The following is an 18,735-nucleotide window of genomic DNA, read 5'->3' as shown; positions in this document are numbered from 1 at the left end:
ACTCCGCTGTCCCTTCCGTGTCGTACGGCGCGAAGGGCGCGGCGCGTCGCTCGGCGCCGCGTGCACCGGGTCACTCCGCACGCCCTCACGCCGGTGGTGACTCGGGCCCCACGGCCGGGCTTGAGTGAACTATGTCCTTCACCACAGGCACAGCACCCGGAGCGATTCCCGGCCTGGGACACATCTGGCCCCTGATGCGAAGCCCCGTCGACTTCCTGACCTCCCTGCCGGACTACGGTGATCTCGTCGAGATCCGGCTCGGCGTCACCCCGGGGTACGTGCCCTGCCACCCGGAGCTGCTGCGGCAGACACTGATCGACGACCGCACCTTCGACAAGGGCGGCAAGTACTACGACCGGGCCCGCGCGATGGCGGGCAACGGTGTGGCGACCTGCGCCCACAAGGACCACCGCCGTCAGCGGCGGATGATGCAACCCGCCTTCCATCACCAGCAGTTGGAGCGCTACGGGCCCGTGGTGGAGGAGGAGATCGCCGCTCTCACCGAGCACTGGGGCGACGAGCAGGTGATCGACGCCTACAGCGTGCTGTACGGCCTCTCGCTGCGCACGGTGACCCGGACGCTGTTCGCGGCGAAGGTGGACGAGGAGGTCGTGGAGGGCATCCGGCACTCCTTCGACATCGCGTTCAGCGGGTTCTTCCGGCAGATGTTCCTGCCCCGCGCGGTCCTCGAACTGCCGCTGCCGGCCAACCGACGGCACCGGCGGGCCCTCGGGCATCTCCGGGACACCGTGCACCGGGTCGTCGCGGACTCGCGCGCCACCGAGGGTGACGAAGGGAACGTACTGGCGGCCCTGATGGCCTCCGAACCCGACGACCAGGAGATCCACGACCAGGTCGTCACGGTGCTCGCCGCCGGCAGCGAGACCGTCGCCTCCACCCTGACCTGGGCCCTGTATCTGCTGTCCGAGCACCCGGAGGCGGCGCGGGCCCTTCAGAACGAGATCGACACCGTGCTGGCGGGCCGCCCGGCCCGCTGGGCGGACATCCCACAGCTGCCCGGCCTCCACCGCGTGGTCAACGAGACCGTGCGGCTCTATCCGGCCGGCTGGCTGTTCACCCGGGTGACGACCCGCGACGTGGAACTCGCGGGCACGCTGCTGAAGGAGGGCAGCACCGTCGTGATCACGCCGGTGCCGGTGCACCGCAACACGGAACTCTTCGAGGACGCCGCCGCGTTCGCCCCCGAGCGCTGGCTCCCGGAACGCATCTCCGGCCTGCCCCGCGGAGCCTTCGCGGGCTTCGGCACGGGACCGCGCAAATGCGTGGGCGACGACTACGGCGTCGGCGAATGCGTCCTGGCGCTGGCGGCGATCCTCGGCGGCTGGGACGTACAGTGCGAGCCGGGCGCGGACACCCGACCGGTGCCGCTGGCCGCGTTCTACCGGCCTCGGAAGCTCACCATGCGCCTGATACGACGGGTGGGACACCATGGCTGACCCGAGCCGCGCGCTGGTCGTCGGCGGGGGATACGCCGGACTGGTCACCGCACGCGTCCTCGCCGACCGCTTCGACCAGGTGACCGTCGTCGAACAGGACGACATCACCGCTCGCCCGGCCCCGGCCCACCGCCGGGGCACCCCGCAGAGCCATCACCCGCACGGCATGCTGGCCCGGGGCGCACGAACTCTGGAAGAGCTCTTCCCCGGGCTCCGTGACGAGTTGGACAAGGAGGGCGCGCCGCACATCGACTTCGGGTGCCTGCCGATGCTGTACCCCACGGGATGGTCGCCGAGCGTCCCGACCGACCTGGCGACCCAGACGTACAGCCGTCCCCTCCTGGAGGCCGCGCTGCGGCGCCGGGTGCTGGCGCTGGAGACGGTGACCGTGCTCGACCGGACGCGGGTGGACGGGCTGGTCCGCGACGGCCGGAGCGGACGCGTCACCGGAGTGCGCACCGACGGGCACGGTGTGCACACCGCCGACCTTGTGGTCATCGCGGCCGGGCGGCACGGCCGAGCGCTCACCTGGCTGACCGAGATCGGCGTGCCCCGGCCGGCCGTCCTCGCCGTCGACGGCAGGCTCTCGTACGCCTCCCGCCCCTACCGCCGGGACCCCGTGGACCGTCCGGACCTGCGGACGTCCATCCAGGCCACCCTCGCGCCCGGTACGCGGCGCGGCGGTGTGGTCGTCGCGATCGAGGACGACCGGTGGCTGGTCTGCCTGTTCGGGGCCGACGGCGAGCGGGCACCCAAGGACCCGGAGGGCTTCGCCGACTATGCGGCCTCCCTGGCGAACCCGTACATCCGCACCGCGGTCCGGGACTGCGAGCCGCTCGGCGCGGTACATCGCTACGGCGGTCTCGGGGGAGAGTGGTACCGCTACGACCGCGTGCGCCCCTGGCCCGGCGGTGTCGTCGTCCTCGGCGACGCGCTGTGCGGACTCAACCCCCTGTACGGGCACGGGATGACCGTCGCGGCCGTACAGGCGCGGCTGCTGGGCCGCACTCTGGACGACCACGGCCCGGACCGCGGCTGCGCGGTCTTCCAGCGCTGCGCCGCCCGTGCCCTGCTGGTGCCCTGGTACCTGTCCACCAGCCTCGACCAGGGCTGGCGCACCGACCGTGTCCCCGTCACCGCCGCCCTCGCCCGCCGCTACCTGGACCGCGTGCTGCGCCGGATCCCCTCGGACCCGGAGCTGTACCGGAGGTTCCTGCGCGTCCAGCACATGGTGGCCGCACCGCTCACCCTCCTCACCCCGTCCGCACGCCTCCGCTCGATGGGCGGCCGGTCATGACCGGCCGCCTCGACGACCTCGACCTGCTCGACACCTGCCCCGAACCGGACCACCTCCTCTACGCCCTTCCGTCCCGTCCCGCCGCCGACCGACGCCTGCTCGACAACCTGGCGGTCGAATGGGCCGCCGGGAAGGACCTGTTGACCGCTCCCGGGGCGCGCGAGCGGCTGCGCCACGCCTGTGTGGGCGACCTGCTTTCGCGCGCCTACCCGGGACTGCGCCCCGACCGGGCGGCACCGCTCGCGGCCTGGCTCGCCTGGCTGTTCGTCGTCGACGACCATCACGACCGCACACGCCAGGACCGCGAGGAACTCGGCCGCATGGCACGGGCGCTCGGCCACATCTGGCGGCTCGTCGCCCCGGTGCAGAGTCCGCGCTGGCGGACCCGGTTCCTCGCCCACGTCGGGGAGTTCCTCGCGGCCTTCCGCCAGGAGGGCGCCAACCGCCGTGCCGGGCAGGTGCCCGCACTGCGCGACTACATCCCGCTGCGCCGGGCCTCGGGCGGCATCACTCCCTGCCTCGACCTGCTGGAGTACTCCACCGGCCTGGAAGTCCCGCCCGCCCTGCACGGCTCCGAGCCACTGCGGGTGATGTTCGACCGGGCCGCCGACGTCGTCGTCTGGGTCAACGACGCGGTCTCCCTGAAGAAGGAACTCGCCATCGGGGAGACCAACAACGGCGTCCTCGTCGTCCAGCGGGAGCACGCGACGACCCTCCAGGACGCGGTCCGACACGTCTACGCCCGCGTGACCCGGGACATTCAGGAGTTCCTGGCGGCGGAGAAGGAACTGTGCGCGAGCCGGACCCCGGTCTCCGACAGGGAACGCGCCGCGCTGCTCTCCCTGATCACGGGGTTGAGGGCATGGATGCGCGGAAACCTGGACTGGTCGACCCGGGCACGGCGTTACGGATAGGCGCGCTCCGCCGCCAGCCGGGTCGGCGGCAGGAACTCCCGCACATACGTCCGCTCCCAGCAGGCGCCCGTCTCCCGCAACTCCCGCCAGGTCGTGTAGCGGTAGCGGAAGAGACGGGCGCGGACATAGCGGGGCGGCGCGTCGGGCGGGAACGGGGACCTGCGCAACAGCCTCAGCGTGGCCCGGTCGTTCTCCAGCAGCCGCTCCACCAGCGTGCCGAACCAGGAACCCGCGTACGCCGGCGACAGCGCCGCGAACCACATCAGCCAGTCCAGCCGGAGGTGGTACGGCGCGAACTGCCGCGGCCAGCGCCGGGGATCGCCGGGCTTGCCCTTGAACTCGTACTCCCGCCAGTCGGAGTCCGCACGCGGTACGTCGTCGGCGGTGCCCTCGATCACCACCTCGTAGCGGACCCGGCTGACGCTGCCGAACGCGCCGTATGTGTTGACCAGATGGAGCGGGTCGAAGGAGCGGTTCATCACCTGGCGCCGGGAGATCATGTTGCGCACCGGGCGGTAGCTGAGGGCGAGCAGCACCGCGGAGACCGCCAGCACGACGGCCGAGTACCACACGGGCGCGTCCGGCACCGAGGGCGCGGTGTCCGGGAGCCGGAGCGCCGACAGGGCCAGCGCGATGGTGATCCAGTTCAGCCAGGAGAAGTTGCCCGACAGCACCAGCCACAGCTGGGTGAGGATCATCAGGGAAGCGGCGGCCGTGGCGATCGGCTGCGGGGTGAACAGCAGGAACGGCACGACGAGTTGGGTGACGTGGTTGGCGGCGGCCTCCGCGCGGTGCAGGGGCCGGGGGAGATGGTGGAAGAACCAGCTCAGCGGGCCCGGCATCGGCTGCGTCTCGTGGTGGTGGTAGAGACAGGTCAGCTTCCGCCAGCAGTCGTCGCCGCGCATTTTGATCAGCCCCGCCCCGAACTCGACGCGGAACAGGATCCAGCGCAGCAGGAACAGCACCACGATCGGCGGGGCCACCTCGTCGTTGCCGAGCAGGACGGCCAGGAAGCCCACTTCCAGCAGCAGGGACTCCCAGCCGAAGGAGTACCAGGTCTGGCCGACGTTCACGATCGACAGGTACAGCGCCCACGGCACCAGCCACAGCAGCATGGCGCCCCACAGCGGAAGCAGCGCGTCCACACCCGCGAGCAGCGCCGCCGACACCGCGCAGCCCGACCAGGCGCACACCGCGAAGAACCGGTCCGAGTAGTGCAGGTGGAACAGGCTCGGCGCCACCTTGAACGGCAGCCGGGCCAGATACCGCGGGACGGGCAGCAGGCCCCGCTCACCGATCAGCGCGCGGAACTGGAGCGCCGCCGTCAGGAACGCGACCAGATACAGCGCGGCCAGGGCCCGCTGGAAGACCAGCCGGCTCAGCCAGTACTCGGATGCGGTGAACCACTCCACGGTCTGCGCTCCTCGCGTCCATTGTCCCGCCGACAGCCTCCGCCGTCCGGTCACTCTGTGTACATGATCCCTCCGGTTGCGTAACCCAAGTGGGTGAAGCAGACAATGGCGACGAACTGCCCGAAGAGAGGCGGGAGGACGAGGTGCGAACCCCCAGCGGAATCCCGGTCACGGCCTGCGCGCTCACCGCGGCGCTCCTGGTCACCGGCTGCGCCGGAGACGACGACAAGGGCTCGGCGGCGAGCGGGGAACTGTTCCTCCAGCCCGTCGCTGCCGCGGGACCGGACCCCTTCACGGACTCCACCGCCACCTCGACGGCTACCCCACCGCCGGTCACCCGAACGCCGCAGCCGGCCTCGGGCGGCGTCCGCTCCTACTCCGGGTCCACCCCAGGGCTCTACGGCGGCCAGGAACGCGTCGGCAGCTGCGACGTGAGCCGCCAGATCGGCCACCTCGCCGCCGACGCGGGCAGGGCACGCGCCTTCGCCGGAGCCGCGAGCATCGCTCAGGCCGGGATCCCGGACTATCTGCGCGGCCTCGCCCCGGTCGTACTGCGTGCCGACACCCGGGTCACCAATCACGGTTACCGCGAGGGCGGGGCGTCCGCGTACCAGTCCGTCCTTCAGGCGGGCACCGCCGTCCTCGTCGACAACCGGGGTCTGCCCCGGGTGCGGTGCGCCTGCGGCAACCCGCTGGGGGCGCCGCAGGCGCTGCGGGGGAGCCCGGGTGCCAAGGGCGGCGCGTGGTCCGGCTACCGGCCCGAGCGGGTCGTCGTGGTGACTCCGGCGCCCCGAGTCGTCACCAACATCACGATCATCAACGTCGTCAACAACACCTGGATCGAACGGCGGATCTGGCACGACGTTCACCACGACCGGCCCGTCCCGCGCCCGGAACCGCTGAGGCCGACTCCGGTCCCGGGCGACAGTCTGTCCCCGAGCAACGAGAGCACCGAGCCCTTCGACGAGAGCACCGACCCCTCCGGCGAGCGCACCGGCTTCACGGACACCCCGCTCATGCCCACGCTCACCCCGGAGGACACCGGCACCGAGGCCTGGCCGACCGTGCCCGACCTCGACACCACCGTCCCCGACGAGACCGAGACCTTCCTCGACTCCCCGGACGAGATCGGCCCCGAGTCGGTGCCGGAGACCCCCGACCTGCCCGACGGGGGCGGGCTGATCCCCGACGCCACGGAGGACCCGTCCGCCTCCGGAAGCATCTTCGGCAGCCCGACGGACGTCTTCACCGGATGAGTGGACGTCTTCACCGGACGACCGGTCGAAGAATCGGACAAATCCTGGCAAGGTGGGCCCATGGTTGATCGGGGAGCGAGCGCCCTGTCACTCCCGGACGACTGGCCCGCCCACCCGGACCCGATCCTGGCGCTCAACCGCATGGGCAGCTTCGACTGGGACCTGGACAACGGCCTGTTCCACATGGACGCCCAGGCCTTCGAGGTCTTCGACCTGCGCCCCGAGGAATTCGACGGCCGTCCCGAGAGCCTCGCCGTCCGGGTCCCCAGGACGGAGGGACACCGCCTGGACGCGATGGTCGCCCAGGCGATGAAGGACGGCAGCGAGAACTACGGCGCCTACTTCCGCATGCGCCGCCGCGACGGCTCCCTTCGCTGGACCCACACCCAGGGCTACATCCGGCGCGACGCGACGGGCCGCCCGCGCCGCATCATCGGCATCGTCCGGGACGCCACCCAGGAGCTGAGCGAGAGCGCGGAGCGCCGCGACCGGGCCCAATTGGACGAGGCGCGCCGTCAGCAGACCAACGTTGTCGACCTGACGACCGCCGCCCTCGCGCACGCCCGCACGGTCCAGGACGTCATCGACGTACTCAAGGACACCCACGGCCTCACCCATCTGGGCGCCACCAGCCTGGTCATGGGACTGGTCGAGGCGGGCCGTATCCGGCTGATCGCCGAGGGCCCCGCCGGAAGCTTCGTCCCCGGCACCCGGGTCACCGGCATCGACGAGCCGTATCCGATGAGCGAGGTGGTACGGACCCTGGCCCCGCGGTTCATCGAGTCACCGGAGGAGTTCGCGGACGGCTACCCCATCCTGTGGCCGCACATCACCGACCTGGACATCACCTCGGCCGCCTACCTCCCGCTGATCGCCCAGGCCCGGCCGATCGGCGCGATGGGCCTGCTCTACAGCGACCGGCACGGCTTCTCGCCCGAGGAGCGCAATGTCCTCGTCGCCCTCGGCAGCAGCATCGCGCAGAGCCTTCAGCGGGCGATGTTCTACGAGCAGGAGAAGGACCTGGCCACCGGGCTCCAGCAGGCCATGCTGCCGCGCACCATCCCCAGCGTCCCCGGCGCCGACGTCGCCGTCCGCTACCGGGCGGGCACCGCCGCCGGCACCCTCGGCCGGGACATCGGAGGCGACTGGTACGACCTGATCCCGCTGCCGGGCGGCCGGGTCGGCGCGGTCATCGGCGACGTCCAGGGCCATGACACGCACGCCGCCGCCGTCATGGGCCAGCTGCGGATCGTGCTGCGCGCCTACGCGGCCGAGGGGCACATGCCCGCGACGGTGATGGCGCGCGCCTCCGTCTTCCTCCACGAGCTGGACACCGACCGGTTCGCGACCTGCCTGTACGCGGAGGCCGACCTGTCCACCGGTGTGGTGCAGGTGGTGCGCGCCGGGCACATCGACCCCTTGGTCCGGGACCCCGACGGCACCTGCCGCCGGGTGGCCGTGGAGGGCGGGCTGCCGCTCGGTCTGTCCGCCGAGTTCGGGCGTCTCGAGTACCCGGTGCGGACGCTGGAGCTGGACCCCGGCCACACGCTGCTGCTGTGCACCGACGGCCTGGTGGAGCTGCCAGGCGTCGACCTCGACGAGGGCATGCACGCGCTGACCGCCCTGGTCGCCGACGGCTCCGACGATGTGCGCAAGCTCGCCGACCGGCTGATCGACGTGGCCGAGGAGCGCGGCGGCGACGACGATGTGGCGCTGCTTCTGCTGCGGCGCCGGGGCGTGGCCAGCCCGCAGACCGGCGGCCGGCTCCAGCAGCACGTGGCGCCGGGCGACCCGGAGGCCCTCACCCAGGCCCGGCACATGATCCGCGCCGCCGTACGCGCCTGGGGTTCCAGCGAGCGGGCCGACGAGATCGAGCTGGTCGCCGACGAGCTGATCACCAACGCCCTGATGCACACCGAGGGCTCCGCGGTCGTCACCCTGCGGGTCCTGACCGGCGCCGACGTACGCCTGAGGGTGGAGGTCGAGGACTCCTCCAGCGCCCTGCCCCGCCGCCGCGAGGCAGGCGACGAGGGCGTCTCCGGCCGCGGCCTGCTCCTGGTCGAACTCCTCACCGACGTGTGGGGCGTGGAGGCCCGCGGCACCGGAAAGTGCGTCTGGTGCGAGTTCATGGTCCCGGGACGGAACTGAGCCCAAGTGGCACCCTGGACCCATGCCGGAACTCCCCGAGGTCGAAGCGCTCAAGGACTTCCTCACCGAGCACCTGGTCGGCCATGAGATCGTCCGGGTGCTGCCGATGGCGATCAGCGTCCTCAAGACGTACGACCCACCCCTCACCGCGATCGAGGGCCACGAGGTCACCGCGGTGCACCGGCACGGCAAGTTCCTGGACCTTCAGACGGCGGGCGGCCCCCACCTGATCACCCACCTCGCCCGCGCCGGATGGCTGCACTGGAAGGACCGCCTCCCCGACGGCCCGCCCAAACCCGGAAAGGGCCCGCTCGCCCTGAGAGTCGCCCTGGAGACCGGCGAGGGCTTCGACCTGACCGAGGCGGGCACCCAGAAGCGCCTGGCGGTCTACGTGGTCCAGGACCCCCAACAGGTCCCCGGCATCGCCCGCCTGGGCCCCGACCCGCTGGCGGATGACTTCGACGAGCCCCGCCTCGCCGCCCTCCTCAAGGACGAGCGCCGCCAGATCAAGGGCGCCTTGCGCGACCAGTCCCTGATTGCCGGCGTCGGCAACGCGTACAGCGACGAGATCCTGCACGCGGCGAAGATGTCCCCGTTCAAACTGGCGGCCAAGCTGACCCCGGAGGAGACGAGCACCCTCTACGAGGCCCTGCGCACCACCCTCACCGAAGCGGTGAACCGCTCCCGGGGCGTCGCGGCGGGCCGCCTCAAGTCGGAGAAGAAGAGCGGTCTGCGCGTCCACGGCCGCACCGGCGAACCCTGCCCGGTCTGCGGCGACACCATCCGCGAGGTCTCCTTCAGCGACTCCTCCCTCCAGTACTGCCCCACCTGCCAGACCGGGGGTCACATCCTTGCTGACAGGCGACTTTCCCGCCTGCTCAAGTAGCTGTTTCGGCGCCGAGGGCACATCCAGGGCGCTTCCCGTGAGGGTCAGACCCTGGGTGACAGCGTCCTTGTGGATGAGCATCGACGCGTGGAGGTGTCGGCGATCGTGCATGGTGGCTCGGCAACTTCACTCCCCGGCAACCGGCTTCAGCGTCTCCCGGCCGGCTCTCGGGTCGATGTAGCGATTCCGATCCCTGTCCGTCTGTATCGTCGCCGCACGCCTCTGCGCGTCGATCTTCCGGTCAAAGTGCTCCCGGCGCTGCTTCCCGTCGCGATCCCGATACCGCACCTGCCACTGTTTGCCGGTGCCAGAAACACGCGCAGAGGATCGCCGAGTCGCGCGAGTTGCCTCAGCAAGGCTGGCGAGTTGGCGGTTCTGGTGTCGGCGCGGGCGAGCCGGCTGCTGTTGGGCGGCTGCGGCGGGTAGTTGACCACGAAGCTGTACAGCGACCTCCTCTGAACCAGCGGTCCAGCCGTACACCTGTCGCTGCACAAGGTCCGGTCTGTGTCCGTTGGGCGGGTGACGCCGCTCACCACCGCCTGATCGCGGTGGAAGACGTCAATGCTGTCGCCGTTACACTCCGCCGCCGGTTTCGGGTACTGCTTTGCCCGGCGGTGTGAAGGCGGCGAGCACCGTGGCGGTGATGTGGTCGGCGGCCCGCTCGGAGGTGAGGCGGCCGGCGCGGATCTCCTCTGCGGCGCTGTGCATGACCGCGTGCAGCACGTTGACCAGCCAGGCGACCGGCAGGTCCGTACGGAAGATCCCCTCGGCACGGCCGCGGGCGACCAGCGCCTCGACCCGGGCGGCGGGCCCGGCATGCAGTTCGAGGATGCGCCCGGCGGACAGCTCCCGTTGGGCGGCGGCGAGCAGCGCCCGCGCTTCGTCGACCAGGCGCCAGCCGGTCTCGATGTACCGGGCCAGGGCGAGCCGCGGGTCACCGGTCATATCCACCGTGTCCAGGACCTCGTTGCCCCGGTCGATGGCGCGGCTCATAGCGGCGTCGACAACCTCCGCCCGTGAGGCGAAGTGGCCATACAGCGTCACCCGGCCCACGCCCGCGGCTCGCGCGATCTCACTCAGGCTCGCTTCCGGGTTGCGTCCGAGGCATTCGGTGGCGGCCTGCACGATCGCCTCGATGCTGCGCAGCGCGTCGGCGCGCTTGGTGGCCGTGGTGTTCTTGCTCGCCATGCGCCCCACCCTACCCCGCTAAGTCGTACACACCTGTTTGTCTTATACCCCCGGGGCGTATAACGTGAACACGCCTGTACGACTTAGTGATGAGGGGTGAGCGTCATGAGCGACACGGAATCCACGACCACCCGGGCGCCGGATGCACCGCATCAGCTGCGCTGGACGGCCCTGGGGCTGTTGGGGCTGGCCCAGTTGATGCTGATCCTCGACGTCACCGTGGTCGCGATCGCCCTGCCGGACATGGGCGCCGAACTGGACCTGGACCGAGCGGCGCTGACCTGGGTGGTCAGCGGCTACGCACTTACGTTCGGAAGCCTGATGCTGCTGGGCGGCCGGGCCGCGGACCTGTTCGGGCCTAAGCGCGTCGTCCTGGCCGGGCTCGCCGTGTTCACCGTTGCGTCCTTGGCCGCCGGGTTCGCCACCGGCGCCCCGCTGCTGCTCGGGTCCCGCATCGCCCAGGGCGCGGGCGCAGCGCTGCTCTCGCCCGCCGCGCTGTCGGTGGTGGTGCGGCTGTTCGAGGGCGACGAGCGCAACCGGGCACTGGGCATCTGGTCGGCGCTCGGCGGCGGGGGCGCCGCCCTCGGCGTGCTGCTGGGCGGGCTGATCACGGCCGGGCCGGGCTGGGCCTGGGTCTTCTTCGTCAACGTCCCCGTCGGTCTGATCGTCCTCGTCTCGCTCGCCCGGATCCTGCCGAGCCTGCCCCGCGCGGCCACCGGCTCCCTGGACATACCCGGCGCCGTCCTGGTCGCCGCCGCGACCGGCGCCCTCATCTACGCCCTGATCCGTGCCGGTGACCACGGCTGGCTCGACCTGGTCACCGTGTCCCTGGCGACGGCTGCGGCGGTCGGCTACGCGGCTTTCGCCTTCTGGCAGCGCCGGGCGGCGGCCCCGCTGATGGACCTGCGGCTGCTCGCTCGGCGGCCGGTGGTGGCGGGCACCTTCGTCATCGCCGTCACGACGGCGCTGATGGTGGGGGCTTTCTTCCTCGGCTCCTTCTACTTGCAGAACCTCCGGGGCCACGGGGCGCTGATGACCGGTGTGCTGTTCCTGCCGGTGGCGCTGCTGACCATGGCTGCCGCGGCAGCCGCCGGCCGGGTGATCGGCGTTCTCGGGGCACGGCTGCCGGCGGTGCTCTCTCTGGCTGTGGCGGCCGCCGGGTTCCTCGTACCGGTGCTGTGGTCGGGTACGGCCGCGATGGTCACCGGGGTGAGCGTGGCCGCGGCGGGACTGGGCGGCCTGTTCGTGGTCGCGTCCGCCACCGCGCTCGTCGGCGTCGCCCCCCACGAGGCCGGGGTCGCGTCGGGCATCGTGAGCACCTTCCACGAGTTCGGCGCCTCCGCCGGCGCGGCGGCCGTCTCCAGTGCCGCCGCCACGAGCATCGCCGCTCGCACCGGCGTCCAGAGCGCCTCCGGCTTCGACGAGGCATTCCTCGTCGCCACCGGCCTGGCCGCCGTCTCCGCCGTCATCGTCTGGTGGCTGATCCCCGCCAAGCAGCAGTAAGCCCAGGCCACACGCCGGATCCCACTCACTACGAAGCGGGCGCCGCCCGTCCTCGACATGCTCACGGAAGGCACACGATGAACATCGGAAAACGTCGGCTGCTGACGGCTGGTATCAGCACGGCCTGCATCGCCGCGGCCCTGGCCGCAGCCTTCTGGATCGACGGCTCCCAGCAGGACGGCAGTGACGGGCGGACCAATCGGCAGGAAGCGGTCGCCGAACGCGGCCGGTCCGTGATGCCCTTCGACCTCGAAGAGACCACCCACCACTTCACCCCTACCGACACGGGCGGCGTCCAGGACGTCGTCGCCGACCAGCCCGACGACGAGAAGCAGATCGCCCTCATCCGCACCCACCTGAAGCAGGAGGCCAAGGCGTTCGGGGAGGGCGACTTCGGCGACCCCGCCCAGATCCACGGCGACAGCATGCCGGGACTGGCGGCTCTGGAGGAGGGCTACGAGCGCATCGAAGTCCGCTACGGAGAGCGGTCCGACGGAGCCACCCTGACGTACACCACCGACGAGCCCGCCCTGGCCGACGCCCTGCACGACTGGTTCGAAGCCCAGCTCAGCGACCACGGCGACCACGCCGAAACCGGCCACTGACAGTGGACAGCGTGAACGACCCGTACGAGTTGAGCGTCGGTGTGCCCTCCGTCGAGGTCTTCCGCCGCCTGCGCACCGACGCCGGCCTCTCCGACAAGGACCCCGAAGCAGTCGCGCTCGCCCTGCCCAACACGTGGCACGGCGTGGTTCTCCACCACGAGGGGGAGCCCATCGGCATGGGACGGATCATCGGGGACGGTGGCACCGCCTTCCAGATCGTCGACATGTGCGTCCACCCTGCCCACCAGGGCCGCGGCCTCGGCAAGCGCATCATGGCCGCGCTCACCGAGGAACTGGAACGCCGGGCGCCCGCCACCGCCTACGTCTCCCTGATCGCCGACGGCCCGGCCCGCTTCCTCTACGAGAAGTTCGGCTTCGCCGACACCGCCACCCACGACTCGATCGGCATGTACCGCGTCATCGGCAGACCCCGTGGGGGCGGACGGCCACCGCGCTGCTCTTCGAGGCGTTGAACCTTGCCGGGCGAACAACGGGGACCGGTGACTCCCGCCCCGGGCACGGATCGTCAGGCCCGGTAGGCGACGAGCGCCATCATCCCAGCCTCGCCGTGGTAGGCGTTGTGGCAGTGCAGCATCCACTGGCCGGGGTTGTCGGCGTCGAAGAACACCGACAGCTTCTTCTTGGGCAGCACGATCGCGGTGTCCTTGCGCGGCCCGGTGTCGCCGAGTTGGTAGGTGTGGCCGTGCAGGTGCATGGGATGCCACATGGTGGTGTCGTTGACGAAGTCCAGCCGGACCCGCTGGCCTTCCTCGACGAGGAGAGGACTGGCGTCGAGGTCCGCCATGTCGAACGCCTTGCCGTTGATGGCCCAGTCGTAGCGCATCATGCCGCCGGTGAGCCTCACTTGGTGCGTGACGTCGGTCTTCGCGGACTTCAGCCGTGCGTCGTCGGCGGCGCGGAGCCGGGAGGCGGTCATCACCGTTCCGTCGAGTTCCTTCGGCCGTACCGTGGCCGACGGTGCGCTGCCCGAGCTCGTACGCACCAGTGCCATGCCGCTCGCGTTCTTGCCCTCGGCGAGCGCGACCAGCGGGAAGACGCCGTCGCCGAGGGTGACCAGCACGTCGTACCGCTCGCCCATGCCGATCAGCAGGGCGTCGGCCTGCTGGTGTACGACGGGGAAGCCGTCGGTGTGGGTGATGGTCAGCTGGTGGCCGCCGAGGGCGACGCGGTAGGCGGTGTCGCCGCCGGCGTTGATGATGCGCAGGCGGACACGTCGGCCCGGCTTGCCGGTGTAGACGGCCGGGTCGGTCGGTACGCGCCCGTTGACCAGGTGGTACGGGTACTTCACGTCTCCGGCGTCGCCGCCGAGCAGGTCGCTCTCGGCGCCCATGAGCATGAACCTCGACGACATCCCGTCCGGCGAGGCCGAGGCGGAGGAAGACGCGGCGTCGCTCATGTCTCCCATGCCATGCATGTCGTGGCCCTCCATGCCGGACCCGGAGTCGCCGCCCATGTCCATGCCCCCCATGCCCTGCTTGAGTTCGGCGAAGACCTCGTCCGGGGTGCCGGTGACGCCGTCGACCCAGTCGTCGAGGACGACCACCCACTCGTCGTCGTAGGACAGTGGCTCGCGCGGGTCCTCGACGATCAGCGGGGCGTACAGGGCGCGGTCGAGCTGGACCCCGACGTGGGGGTGGAAGAAGTAGGTGCCGGGGGCGTCGGTGACGAACCGGTAAGTGAAGGTGCTTCCGGCGCGCACGGCGGACTGGGTGGCCGGTGGCACGCCGTCCATGTCGTTGCGCAGGGCGATGCCGTGCCAGTGGATCGATGTGGTGGTCCTGCCCGGCAGCTGGTTGGCGAGTTCGGCGGCGAGGGTGTCTCCGGCGGTCAGCCGGATCTCCTTGCCGGGGGTGCGCCCGTCGAAGGCCCAGGTCCTGGCCTTGATGCCACCGCCGAGGCCGACGGTGGCGGGCGCGGCGGTGAGCGTGACCTTGTGCTGCCTGCCGGTGCCGGTTCGCTTCTTCTCGGCGGCGACGACCGCGGGGCCGGACGGGCTGACCAGGGCCGGTGTGGAGGGGGAGTTGGTACAGGCGGCGAGCGTGCCGGCACTTGCGGCGCCGAGTCCGGCGAGCAGGAGGGAGCGGCGGTTGATGCTGTTCACGATGTGCGTCCTCAGAGTCGAACTGCGTGTGGGCTGCGGCGGAAACGGCACACGGGTGCCGTGGGCACGGCCTAGATGCGCAGCTGGGAGAGGACGGACAGGTCGGGCGGCGCCCGATCCGTGGACCGTGCGGCGACCGCGCCCGGAACTGTCGGGTGGTGCGCCGGCAGAACCGAGATCGGCGAGGGCGCGAGCGCTGGGAGATGTACGAAGCTGACGCCGGCCGCGGAGCAGAGATGCATGGCCATGGACGGGCACGCGGCGCCACCGGCGCCCAGTGCTGTGGTGCCCGGGTCCGATGGGTCTGCGTGCCGGTGGGGGCCGGACGTCGAAGGAGAGCCGGGCAGAGCGTGCATCGCGGTCGCCGACGCCGACTGGGCCGTGGCACCGGGCAGCTCATGGTGCAGCAGTACGGCGAACACGGCGCAGAGCGTGACGAGCATGCCGCGCGTCCAGCGGGCGGTACCGCCGGTGCGCGGCCGGGTGAACTCCCGTGCCGTCATCATGAGCGTCCGTAACGTCGCGAGCGAGGGTCGTCACTATACCCCACATGGGTATATGGCCGAACGTCGTTCACCTCCGAGCGGTGCCGTGACTGCCGACCACGGCGATGGCAGCCGCGATGGCGTACAGGCCGTAGCTGCGTGGGTTGGTGTTCATCGCGGGCCTCCTCGACAGTGAGTCCGCCGGGTTTGTGGTCAGCCCTCGCTGAGCCGAGGGCCGTCGCCGGAACGGCCGCGCAGGACGGTCAGGCGGCGATGGAATTCGTCCTCGTCGATCTCGCCGCGGGCGAAGCGTTCGGCGAGCAGCTCCTCGGGGCGGGGCGGCGGTGTGCCGGCCGTCGTCGTGGTGTCGCCGGTCCGGGGCAGGGCTCGGAAGAGCAGGACGCCAAAGGTGATGATCAACGCCCAGAAGAGGACCATGCCGGCCGACATGGCGAACCAGCCCCATCCGCTGGGATCGTGGTCGTACCAGAACATCGCAGTCACCCGCTTCCTCGCGAGCTGTGGGAGACGCGGTCCGGCGCCGCGTCGTCCCGATGCCTCGACTTCACCGTCGCCCCCCGCGCCGTAGCGAGTCGTGGGCCGATGAGGCCACGATGCCTGGGCCGTTGGGCCCTTACCCCGTAGGGGTACCCGGCTGGACTCTGGGAAGCAGCCGGACAGAGAGAAGGCCTGTCATGGAGACCGCCGACATCGTCGTGGTGACCCTGGCCGCCGTACTCGTCGTCGCGCTGGGCTGGTTCTTCTTCGGTCCGCGTCGCGCCCGCACCGCCCGGATCGAGGACGGGGTGCAGCGGGTCGAGGTCACGGTGCGCGGCGGATACAGCCCCGATGTGATCCGAGTGCGACAGGGTGTGCCGGTGGAGATCGTCTTCGACCGGCAGGAAACGGGCGAGTGCACCAACCGGGTCGTCTTCCCCGACCTGCGTGTCAGCGCCGGACTGCCGGCGCACCAGCGCACCACCGTGCGGCTGCGTCCGGAGCGGGCGGGGTCGTACGGGTTCGCGTGCGGGATGAACATGATCCACGGGACGCTCGTCGTCGACCCGGGTGAGGACTCCGAGGACGGACCGGGCGGCGAGCGGCCCGCGGTCGTCGACCAAGGGGAGGGCCGCGGAGTCCGGGACGGCCACGCCTCTGCCGCCGACGCCGAGGCGGCGGAGGTTGCCGAGCGCCGTGCGGAGATCACGGACCTGGGCCACCGGGTCGCCCTGGGCGCTGTGCTGACGCTGCCCGTGCTGTTCGTGGTCATGGCGCACGAGCTGTTCGGCGCCGACTGGGTGCCGGGCTGGACGCTGAACCACTGGCTCCAGCTGGCCCTGATCACCCCCGTGATGTTCTACACGGGATGGCCGATCCACCGCATCGGCTGGCTCACCCTGCGCCACCGCGGCGCCGACATGAACTCCCTGATCACACTGGGCACTTCGGCGGCCTACGGCTACAGCCTGCTGGTGACGCTCGCCCCCTCGCTGCTGCCGGAGGATGTCCGCGAGGTCTACTTCGAGGCCGTCGGCGTCATCCTCACCCTGATCCTGCTCGGTCGGCTGCTGGAGGCCCGCGCCAAGGCCGGTACCGGTGAGGCGATCCGGGCGCTGCTGGGGCTACAGGCCCGTACCGCCCGGGTCGTACGGGCCGGGACGGAGACCGAAGTCCCGGTCGACGAGGTCGTGGTGGGTGACGAGATCGTCATCCGGCCCGGCGAGAAGATCCCTGTCGACGCCGAGGTTCTCTCCGGGGCCTCTGCGGTCGACGAGTCGATGGTCACCGGCGAACCGATGCCCGCCACCAAGCGCGCCGGGGACACCGTCATCGGCGCCACCGTGAACACCACCGGCTCCCTGCGGGTGCGAGCGGCCAAGGTCGGCGCGGACACGATGCTCGCCCAGATCATCCGGCTGGTGCAGCAGGCGCAGGCGTCCAAAGCGCCGATCCAGCGGCTGGCCGACGCGATCTCCGGGTACTTCGTGCCCGTCGTCATCACCGTCGCCATCGCGACCTTCGCCCTCTGGTACACGGTCGGCCCGTCCCCCGCGCTGACGCTGGCGCTGGTCTCCGCCGTGGCCGTGCTGATCATCGCCTGCCCGTGCGCGCTGGGACTGGCAACGCCGCTGTCCGTGATGGTCGGTACCGGCAAGGGCGCCCAGGCCGGCGTCCTCATCCGGTCCGCCGAGGCCCTGGAGACCGCGCACAAGCTGGACACGGTCGTGCTGGACAAGACGGGCACCGTCACCGAGGGCAGGCCGGTCCTGACCGACATCCGGCCCGCGGACGGCTTCACCGAGCACGAGCTGCTGCGGCTCGTGGCCGCCGCCGAGGCCGACAGCGAGCACCCGCTCGCCGGCGCGATCAACGAAGGCGCCCGGGCCCGTGGTCTGGCCGTCCCTTCCGCATCGGCCTTCGACTCCGTCACCGGCAAGGGGGTGCAGGCCACCGTGGACGGCCGGGCCGTGCTCGTCGGCACGGCTCGGCTGCTCGCGGACGTCGGTACAGACACCTCGGGGCAGACCGAGGAGGCCGCGGAGTTCTCCGCACAGGGCAGGACGCCCATCCTGGCTGCCGTCGACGGACGCCCGGCGGGCGTCCTGGCGGTCGCCGACACCGTCAAGGACGACTCCGCACAGGCCATCGCCGCCCTGCACCACCTCGGCATCGAGACCGTCATCCTCACCGGCGACAACGCGCGCACCGCCGCCGCGATCGCCGGGCAGGTCGGCGTACGGCGGGTGCTGGCCGAGGTCCTGCCCGAGCACAAGGCCGACGAGATCCGCCGCCTCCAGGGCGAGGGCCGCACCGTCGGCATGGTCGGCGACGGCATCAACGACGCTCCCGCGCTCGCCCAGGCCGACGTCGGTCTGGCCATCGGCACCGGCACCGACGTGGCCATCGAGGCCTCCGACATCACGCTCATCTCCGGCTCGCGGACGGGCGTCGTCACCGCCATCCGGCTGTCGCGCGCCACCATGCGCAACATCAAGCAGAACCTGTTCTTCGCCCTGGTCTACAACGCCGTCGGCATCCCTGTCGCCGCCGGAGCCCTCTACCCGCTGTGGGGCCTCCGGCTCAGCCCGATCATTGCCGCCGCGGCCATGGCCCTGTCCTCCCTGTCGGTGGTCACCAACGCCTCGCGGCTACGGCGTTGGCACCCGGCGCCCCTGCCGGAGGCCGAGGTTGGCGTCGTACGGCCGACGGTCGAGTTCGCGGCGGATCGCACCGCGCACGAGGGCACCGTGACCGACCCGGTGTGCGGGATGCGGATCGACCGCGCGAGCGCTCCGGAGCACCGTGACACCCCGGACGGCACGCTCCACTTCTGCTCGGCGCGGTGTGCCGCCGCCTACGACGCCGACCCCGCCTCCTACGGTGCGGCACCGGCCGGGCACGGGGGTCGGGATGACCGCCGCTCTCAAGGGGGTTGACCCGCACCGGACGGATTCCCTCCGT

Annotated in this window: 15 protein-coding genes; 10 read left to right on the top strand and 5 right to left on the bottom strand. The window is 71.4% G+C overall.

From position 1 onward, the window contains the following. Positions 1–194 precede the first annotated feature (194 nt). Genes BN159_RS06945 through BN159_RS44760 form a run of 3 tightly spaced genes read left to right on the top strand, consistent with a single transcriptional unit; the run spans position 195 to position 3,668 of the window. Positions 195–1,457 carry a cytochrome P450 gene (locus BN159_RS06945; RefSeq protein ID WP_231905588.1) on the top strand — a complete coding sequence of 421 codons (1,263 nt, stop codon included), beginning with the start codon at positions 195–197 and terminating at the stop codon, positions 1,455–1,457. Beyond that, complete coding sequence (locus BN159_RS06940) at positions 1,450–2,754, top strand: NAD(P)/FAD-dependent oxidoreductase (protein WP_015656215.1); 1,305 nt, start codon at positions 1,450–1,452, stop codon at positions 2,752–2,754. Before BN159_RS06945 ends, BN159_RS06940 begins: the two co-directional genes overlap by 8 nt. Next, complete coding sequence (locus BN159_RS44760) at positions 2,751–3,668, top strand: terpene synthase family protein (RefSeq protein WP_015656214.1); 918 nt, start codon at positions 2,751–2,753, stop codon at positions 3,666–3,668. Before BN159_RS06940 ends, BN159_RS44760 begins: the two co-directional genes overlap by 4 nt. Here BN159_RS44760 and BN159_RS06930 read toward each other — a convergent pair. Beyond that, on the bottom strand, positions 3,659–5,080 hold the full coding sequence (locus tag BN159_RS06930) for a lipase maturation factor family protein (RefSeq protein ID WP_015656213.1): 1,422 nt from the start codon (positions 5,078–5,080) through the stop codon (positions 3,659–3,661). The genes BN159_RS44760 and BN159_RS06930 overlap by 10 nt on opposite strands. Before the next feature lie 89 nt (positions 5,081–5,169). On the opposite strand from BN159_RS06930, the gene BN159_RS06925 reads away from it, so the two are divergent. From BN159_RS06925 to BN159_RS06915, 3 genes are read left to right on the top strand one after another with little or no spacing between them, the layout of a single operon-like run. Further along, a complete protein-coding gene (locus BN159_RS06925) occupies positions 5,170–6,336 on the top strand; it encodes a DUF6777 domain-containing protein (protein WP_231905587.1) in 1,167 nt (388 codons plus the stop codon). Between the two features lie 60 nt (positions 6,337–6,396). Further along, positions 6,397–8,484: a SpoIIE family protein phosphatase gene (locus BN159_RS06920; protein ID WP_015656211.1), complete on the top strand. Its 2,088-nt coding sequence runs from the start codon at positions 6,397–6,399 to the stop codon at positions 8,482–8,484. A 22-nt stretch (positions 8,485–8,506) separates the two neighbouring features. Beyond that, the gene (locus tag BN159_RS06915) at positions 8,507–9,370 is read left to right on the top strand and encodes an Fpg/Nei family DNA glycosylase (RefSeq protein ID WP_015656210.1); all 864 of its coding nucleotides are present in this window, start codon (positions 8,507–8,509) and stop codon (positions 9,368–9,370) included. 573 nt (positions 9,371–9,943) lie between these two features. Here the strand turns inward: BN159_RS06915 and BN159_RS06910 are convergent. Further along, positions 9,944–10,558 carry a TetR/AcrR family transcriptional regulator gene (locus tag BN159_RS06910; RefSeq protein ID WP_015656209.1) on the bottom strand — a complete coding sequence of 205 codons (615 nt, stop codon included), beginning with the start codon at positions 10,556–10,558 and terminating at the stop codon, positions 9,944–9,946. Between the two features lie 105 nt (positions 10,559–10,663). On the opposite strand from BN159_RS06910, the gene BN159_RS06905 reads away from it, so the two are divergent. From BN159_RS06905 to BN159_RS06895, 3 genes are all read left to right on the top strand, one after another. Then, positions 10,664–12,061 (top strand): MFS transporter, encoded by a 1,398-nt coding sequence (locus BN159_RS06905; RefSeq protein ID WP_015656208.1) that lies wholly within the window; start codon positions 10,664–10,666, stop codon positions 12,059–12,061. 77 nt (positions 12,062–12,138) lie between these two features. Continuing rightward, positions 12,139–12,666 (top strand): hypothetical protein, encoded by a 528-nt coding sequence (locus BN159_RS06900; RefSeq protein ID WP_015656207.1) that lies wholly within the window; start codon positions 12,139–12,141, stop codon positions 12,664–12,666. Between the two features lie 2 nt (positions 12,667–12,668). Further along, positions 12,669–13,139: a GNAT family N-acetyltransferase gene (locus BN159_RS06895; RefSeq protein ID WP_015656206.1), complete on the top strand. Its 471-nt coding sequence runs from the start codon at positions 12,669–12,671 to the stop codon at positions 13,137–13,139. Between the two features lie 53 nt (positions 13,140–13,192). Here BN159_RS06895 and BN159_RS06890 read toward each other — a convergent pair whose 3' ends face one another. The 3 genes from BN159_RS06890 to BN159_RS06880 form a co-directional block, all read right to left on the bottom strand. Then, positions 13,193–14,788, bottom strand: coding sequence for a multicopper oxidase family protein (locus BN159_RS06890; protein ID WP_015656205.1), 1,596 nt, complete (start codon positions 14,786–14,788; stop codon positions 13,193–13,195). A 71-nt stretch (positions 14,789–14,859) separates the two neighbouring features. Then, positions 14,860–15,294, bottom strand: a complete 435-nt coding sequence (locus BN159_RS06885) for a DUF6153 family protein (RefSeq protein WP_015656204.1) — start codon at positions 15,292–15,294, stop codon at positions 14,860–14,862. Between the two features lie 192 nt (positions 15,295–15,486). Further along, positions 15,487–15,768, bottom strand: coding sequence for an SHOCT domain-containing protein (locus tag BN159_RS06880; protein ID WP_041818902.1), 282 nt, complete (start codon positions 15,766–15,768; stop codon positions 15,487–15,489). A 200-nt stretch (positions 15,769–15,968) separates the two neighbouring features. On the opposite strand from BN159_RS06880, the gene BN159_RS06875 reads away from it, so the two are divergent. Next, positions 15,969–18,710, top strand: a complete 2,742-nt coding sequence (locus BN159_RS06875) for a heavy metal translocating P-type ATPase (RefSeq protein ID WP_015656202.1) — start codon at positions 15,969–15,971, stop codon at positions 18,708–18,710. Positions 18,711–18,735 lie beyond the last annotated feature (25 nt).

It is taken from the genome of Streptomyces davaonensis JCM 4913 (genome assembly GCF_000349325.1).
GTDB lineage: Bacteria > Actinomycetota > Actinomycetes > Streptomycetales > Streptomycetaceae > Streptomyces > Streptomyces davaonensis.
The sequence above is the reverse complement of the archived record's forward strand: the minus strand, read 5'-3'. Positions and strand labels throughout refer to the sequence as shown.

Bases quoted from the DNA above. Each gene is read 5' to 3' on its own strand.
- BN159_RS06875 (WP_015656202.1), top strand. From the start codon at position 15,969: ATGGAGACCGCCGACATCGTCGTGGTGACCCTGGCCGCCGTACTCGTC.
- BN159_RS06885 (WP_015656204.1), bottom strand. From the start codon at position 15,294: ATGATGACGGCACGGGAGTTCACCCGGCCGCGCACCGGCGGTACCGCC.
- BN159_RS06880 (WP_041818902.1), bottom strand. From the start codon at position 15,768: ATGTTCTGGTACGACCACGATCCCAGCGGATGGGGCTGGTTCGCCATG.
- BN159_RS06905 (WP_015656208.1), top strand. From the start codon at position 10,664: ATGAGCGACACGGAATCCACGACCACCCGGGCGCCGGATGCACCGCAT.
- BN159_RS44760 (WP_015656214.1), top strand. From the start codon at position 2,751: ATGACCGGCCGCCTCGACGACCTCGACCTGCTCGACACCTGCCCCGAA.
- BN159_RS06945 (WP_231905588.1), top strand. From the start codon at position 195: ATGCGAAGCCCCGTCGACTTCCTGACCTCCCTGCCGGACTACGGTGAT.
- BN159_RS06915 (WP_015656210.1), top strand. From the start codon at position 8,507: ATGCCGGAACTCCCCGAGGTCGAAGCGCTCAAGGACTTCCTCACCGAG.
- BN159_RS06910 (WP_015656209.1), bottom strand. From the start codon at position 10,558: ATGGCGAGCAAGAACACCACGGCCACCAAGCGCGCCGACGCGCTGCGC.
- BN159_RS06900 (WP_015656207.1), top strand. From the start codon at position 12,139: ATGAACATCGGAAAACGTCGGCTGCTGACGGCTGGTATCAGCACGGCC.
- BN159_RS06940 (WP_015656215.1), top strand. From the start codon at position 1,450: ATGGCTGACCCGAGCCGCGCGCTGGTCGTCGGCGGGGGATACGCCGGA.
- BN159_RS06920 (WP_015656211.1), top strand. From the start codon at position 6,397: ATGGTTGATCGGGGAGCGAGCGCCCTGTCACTCCCGGACGACTGGCCC.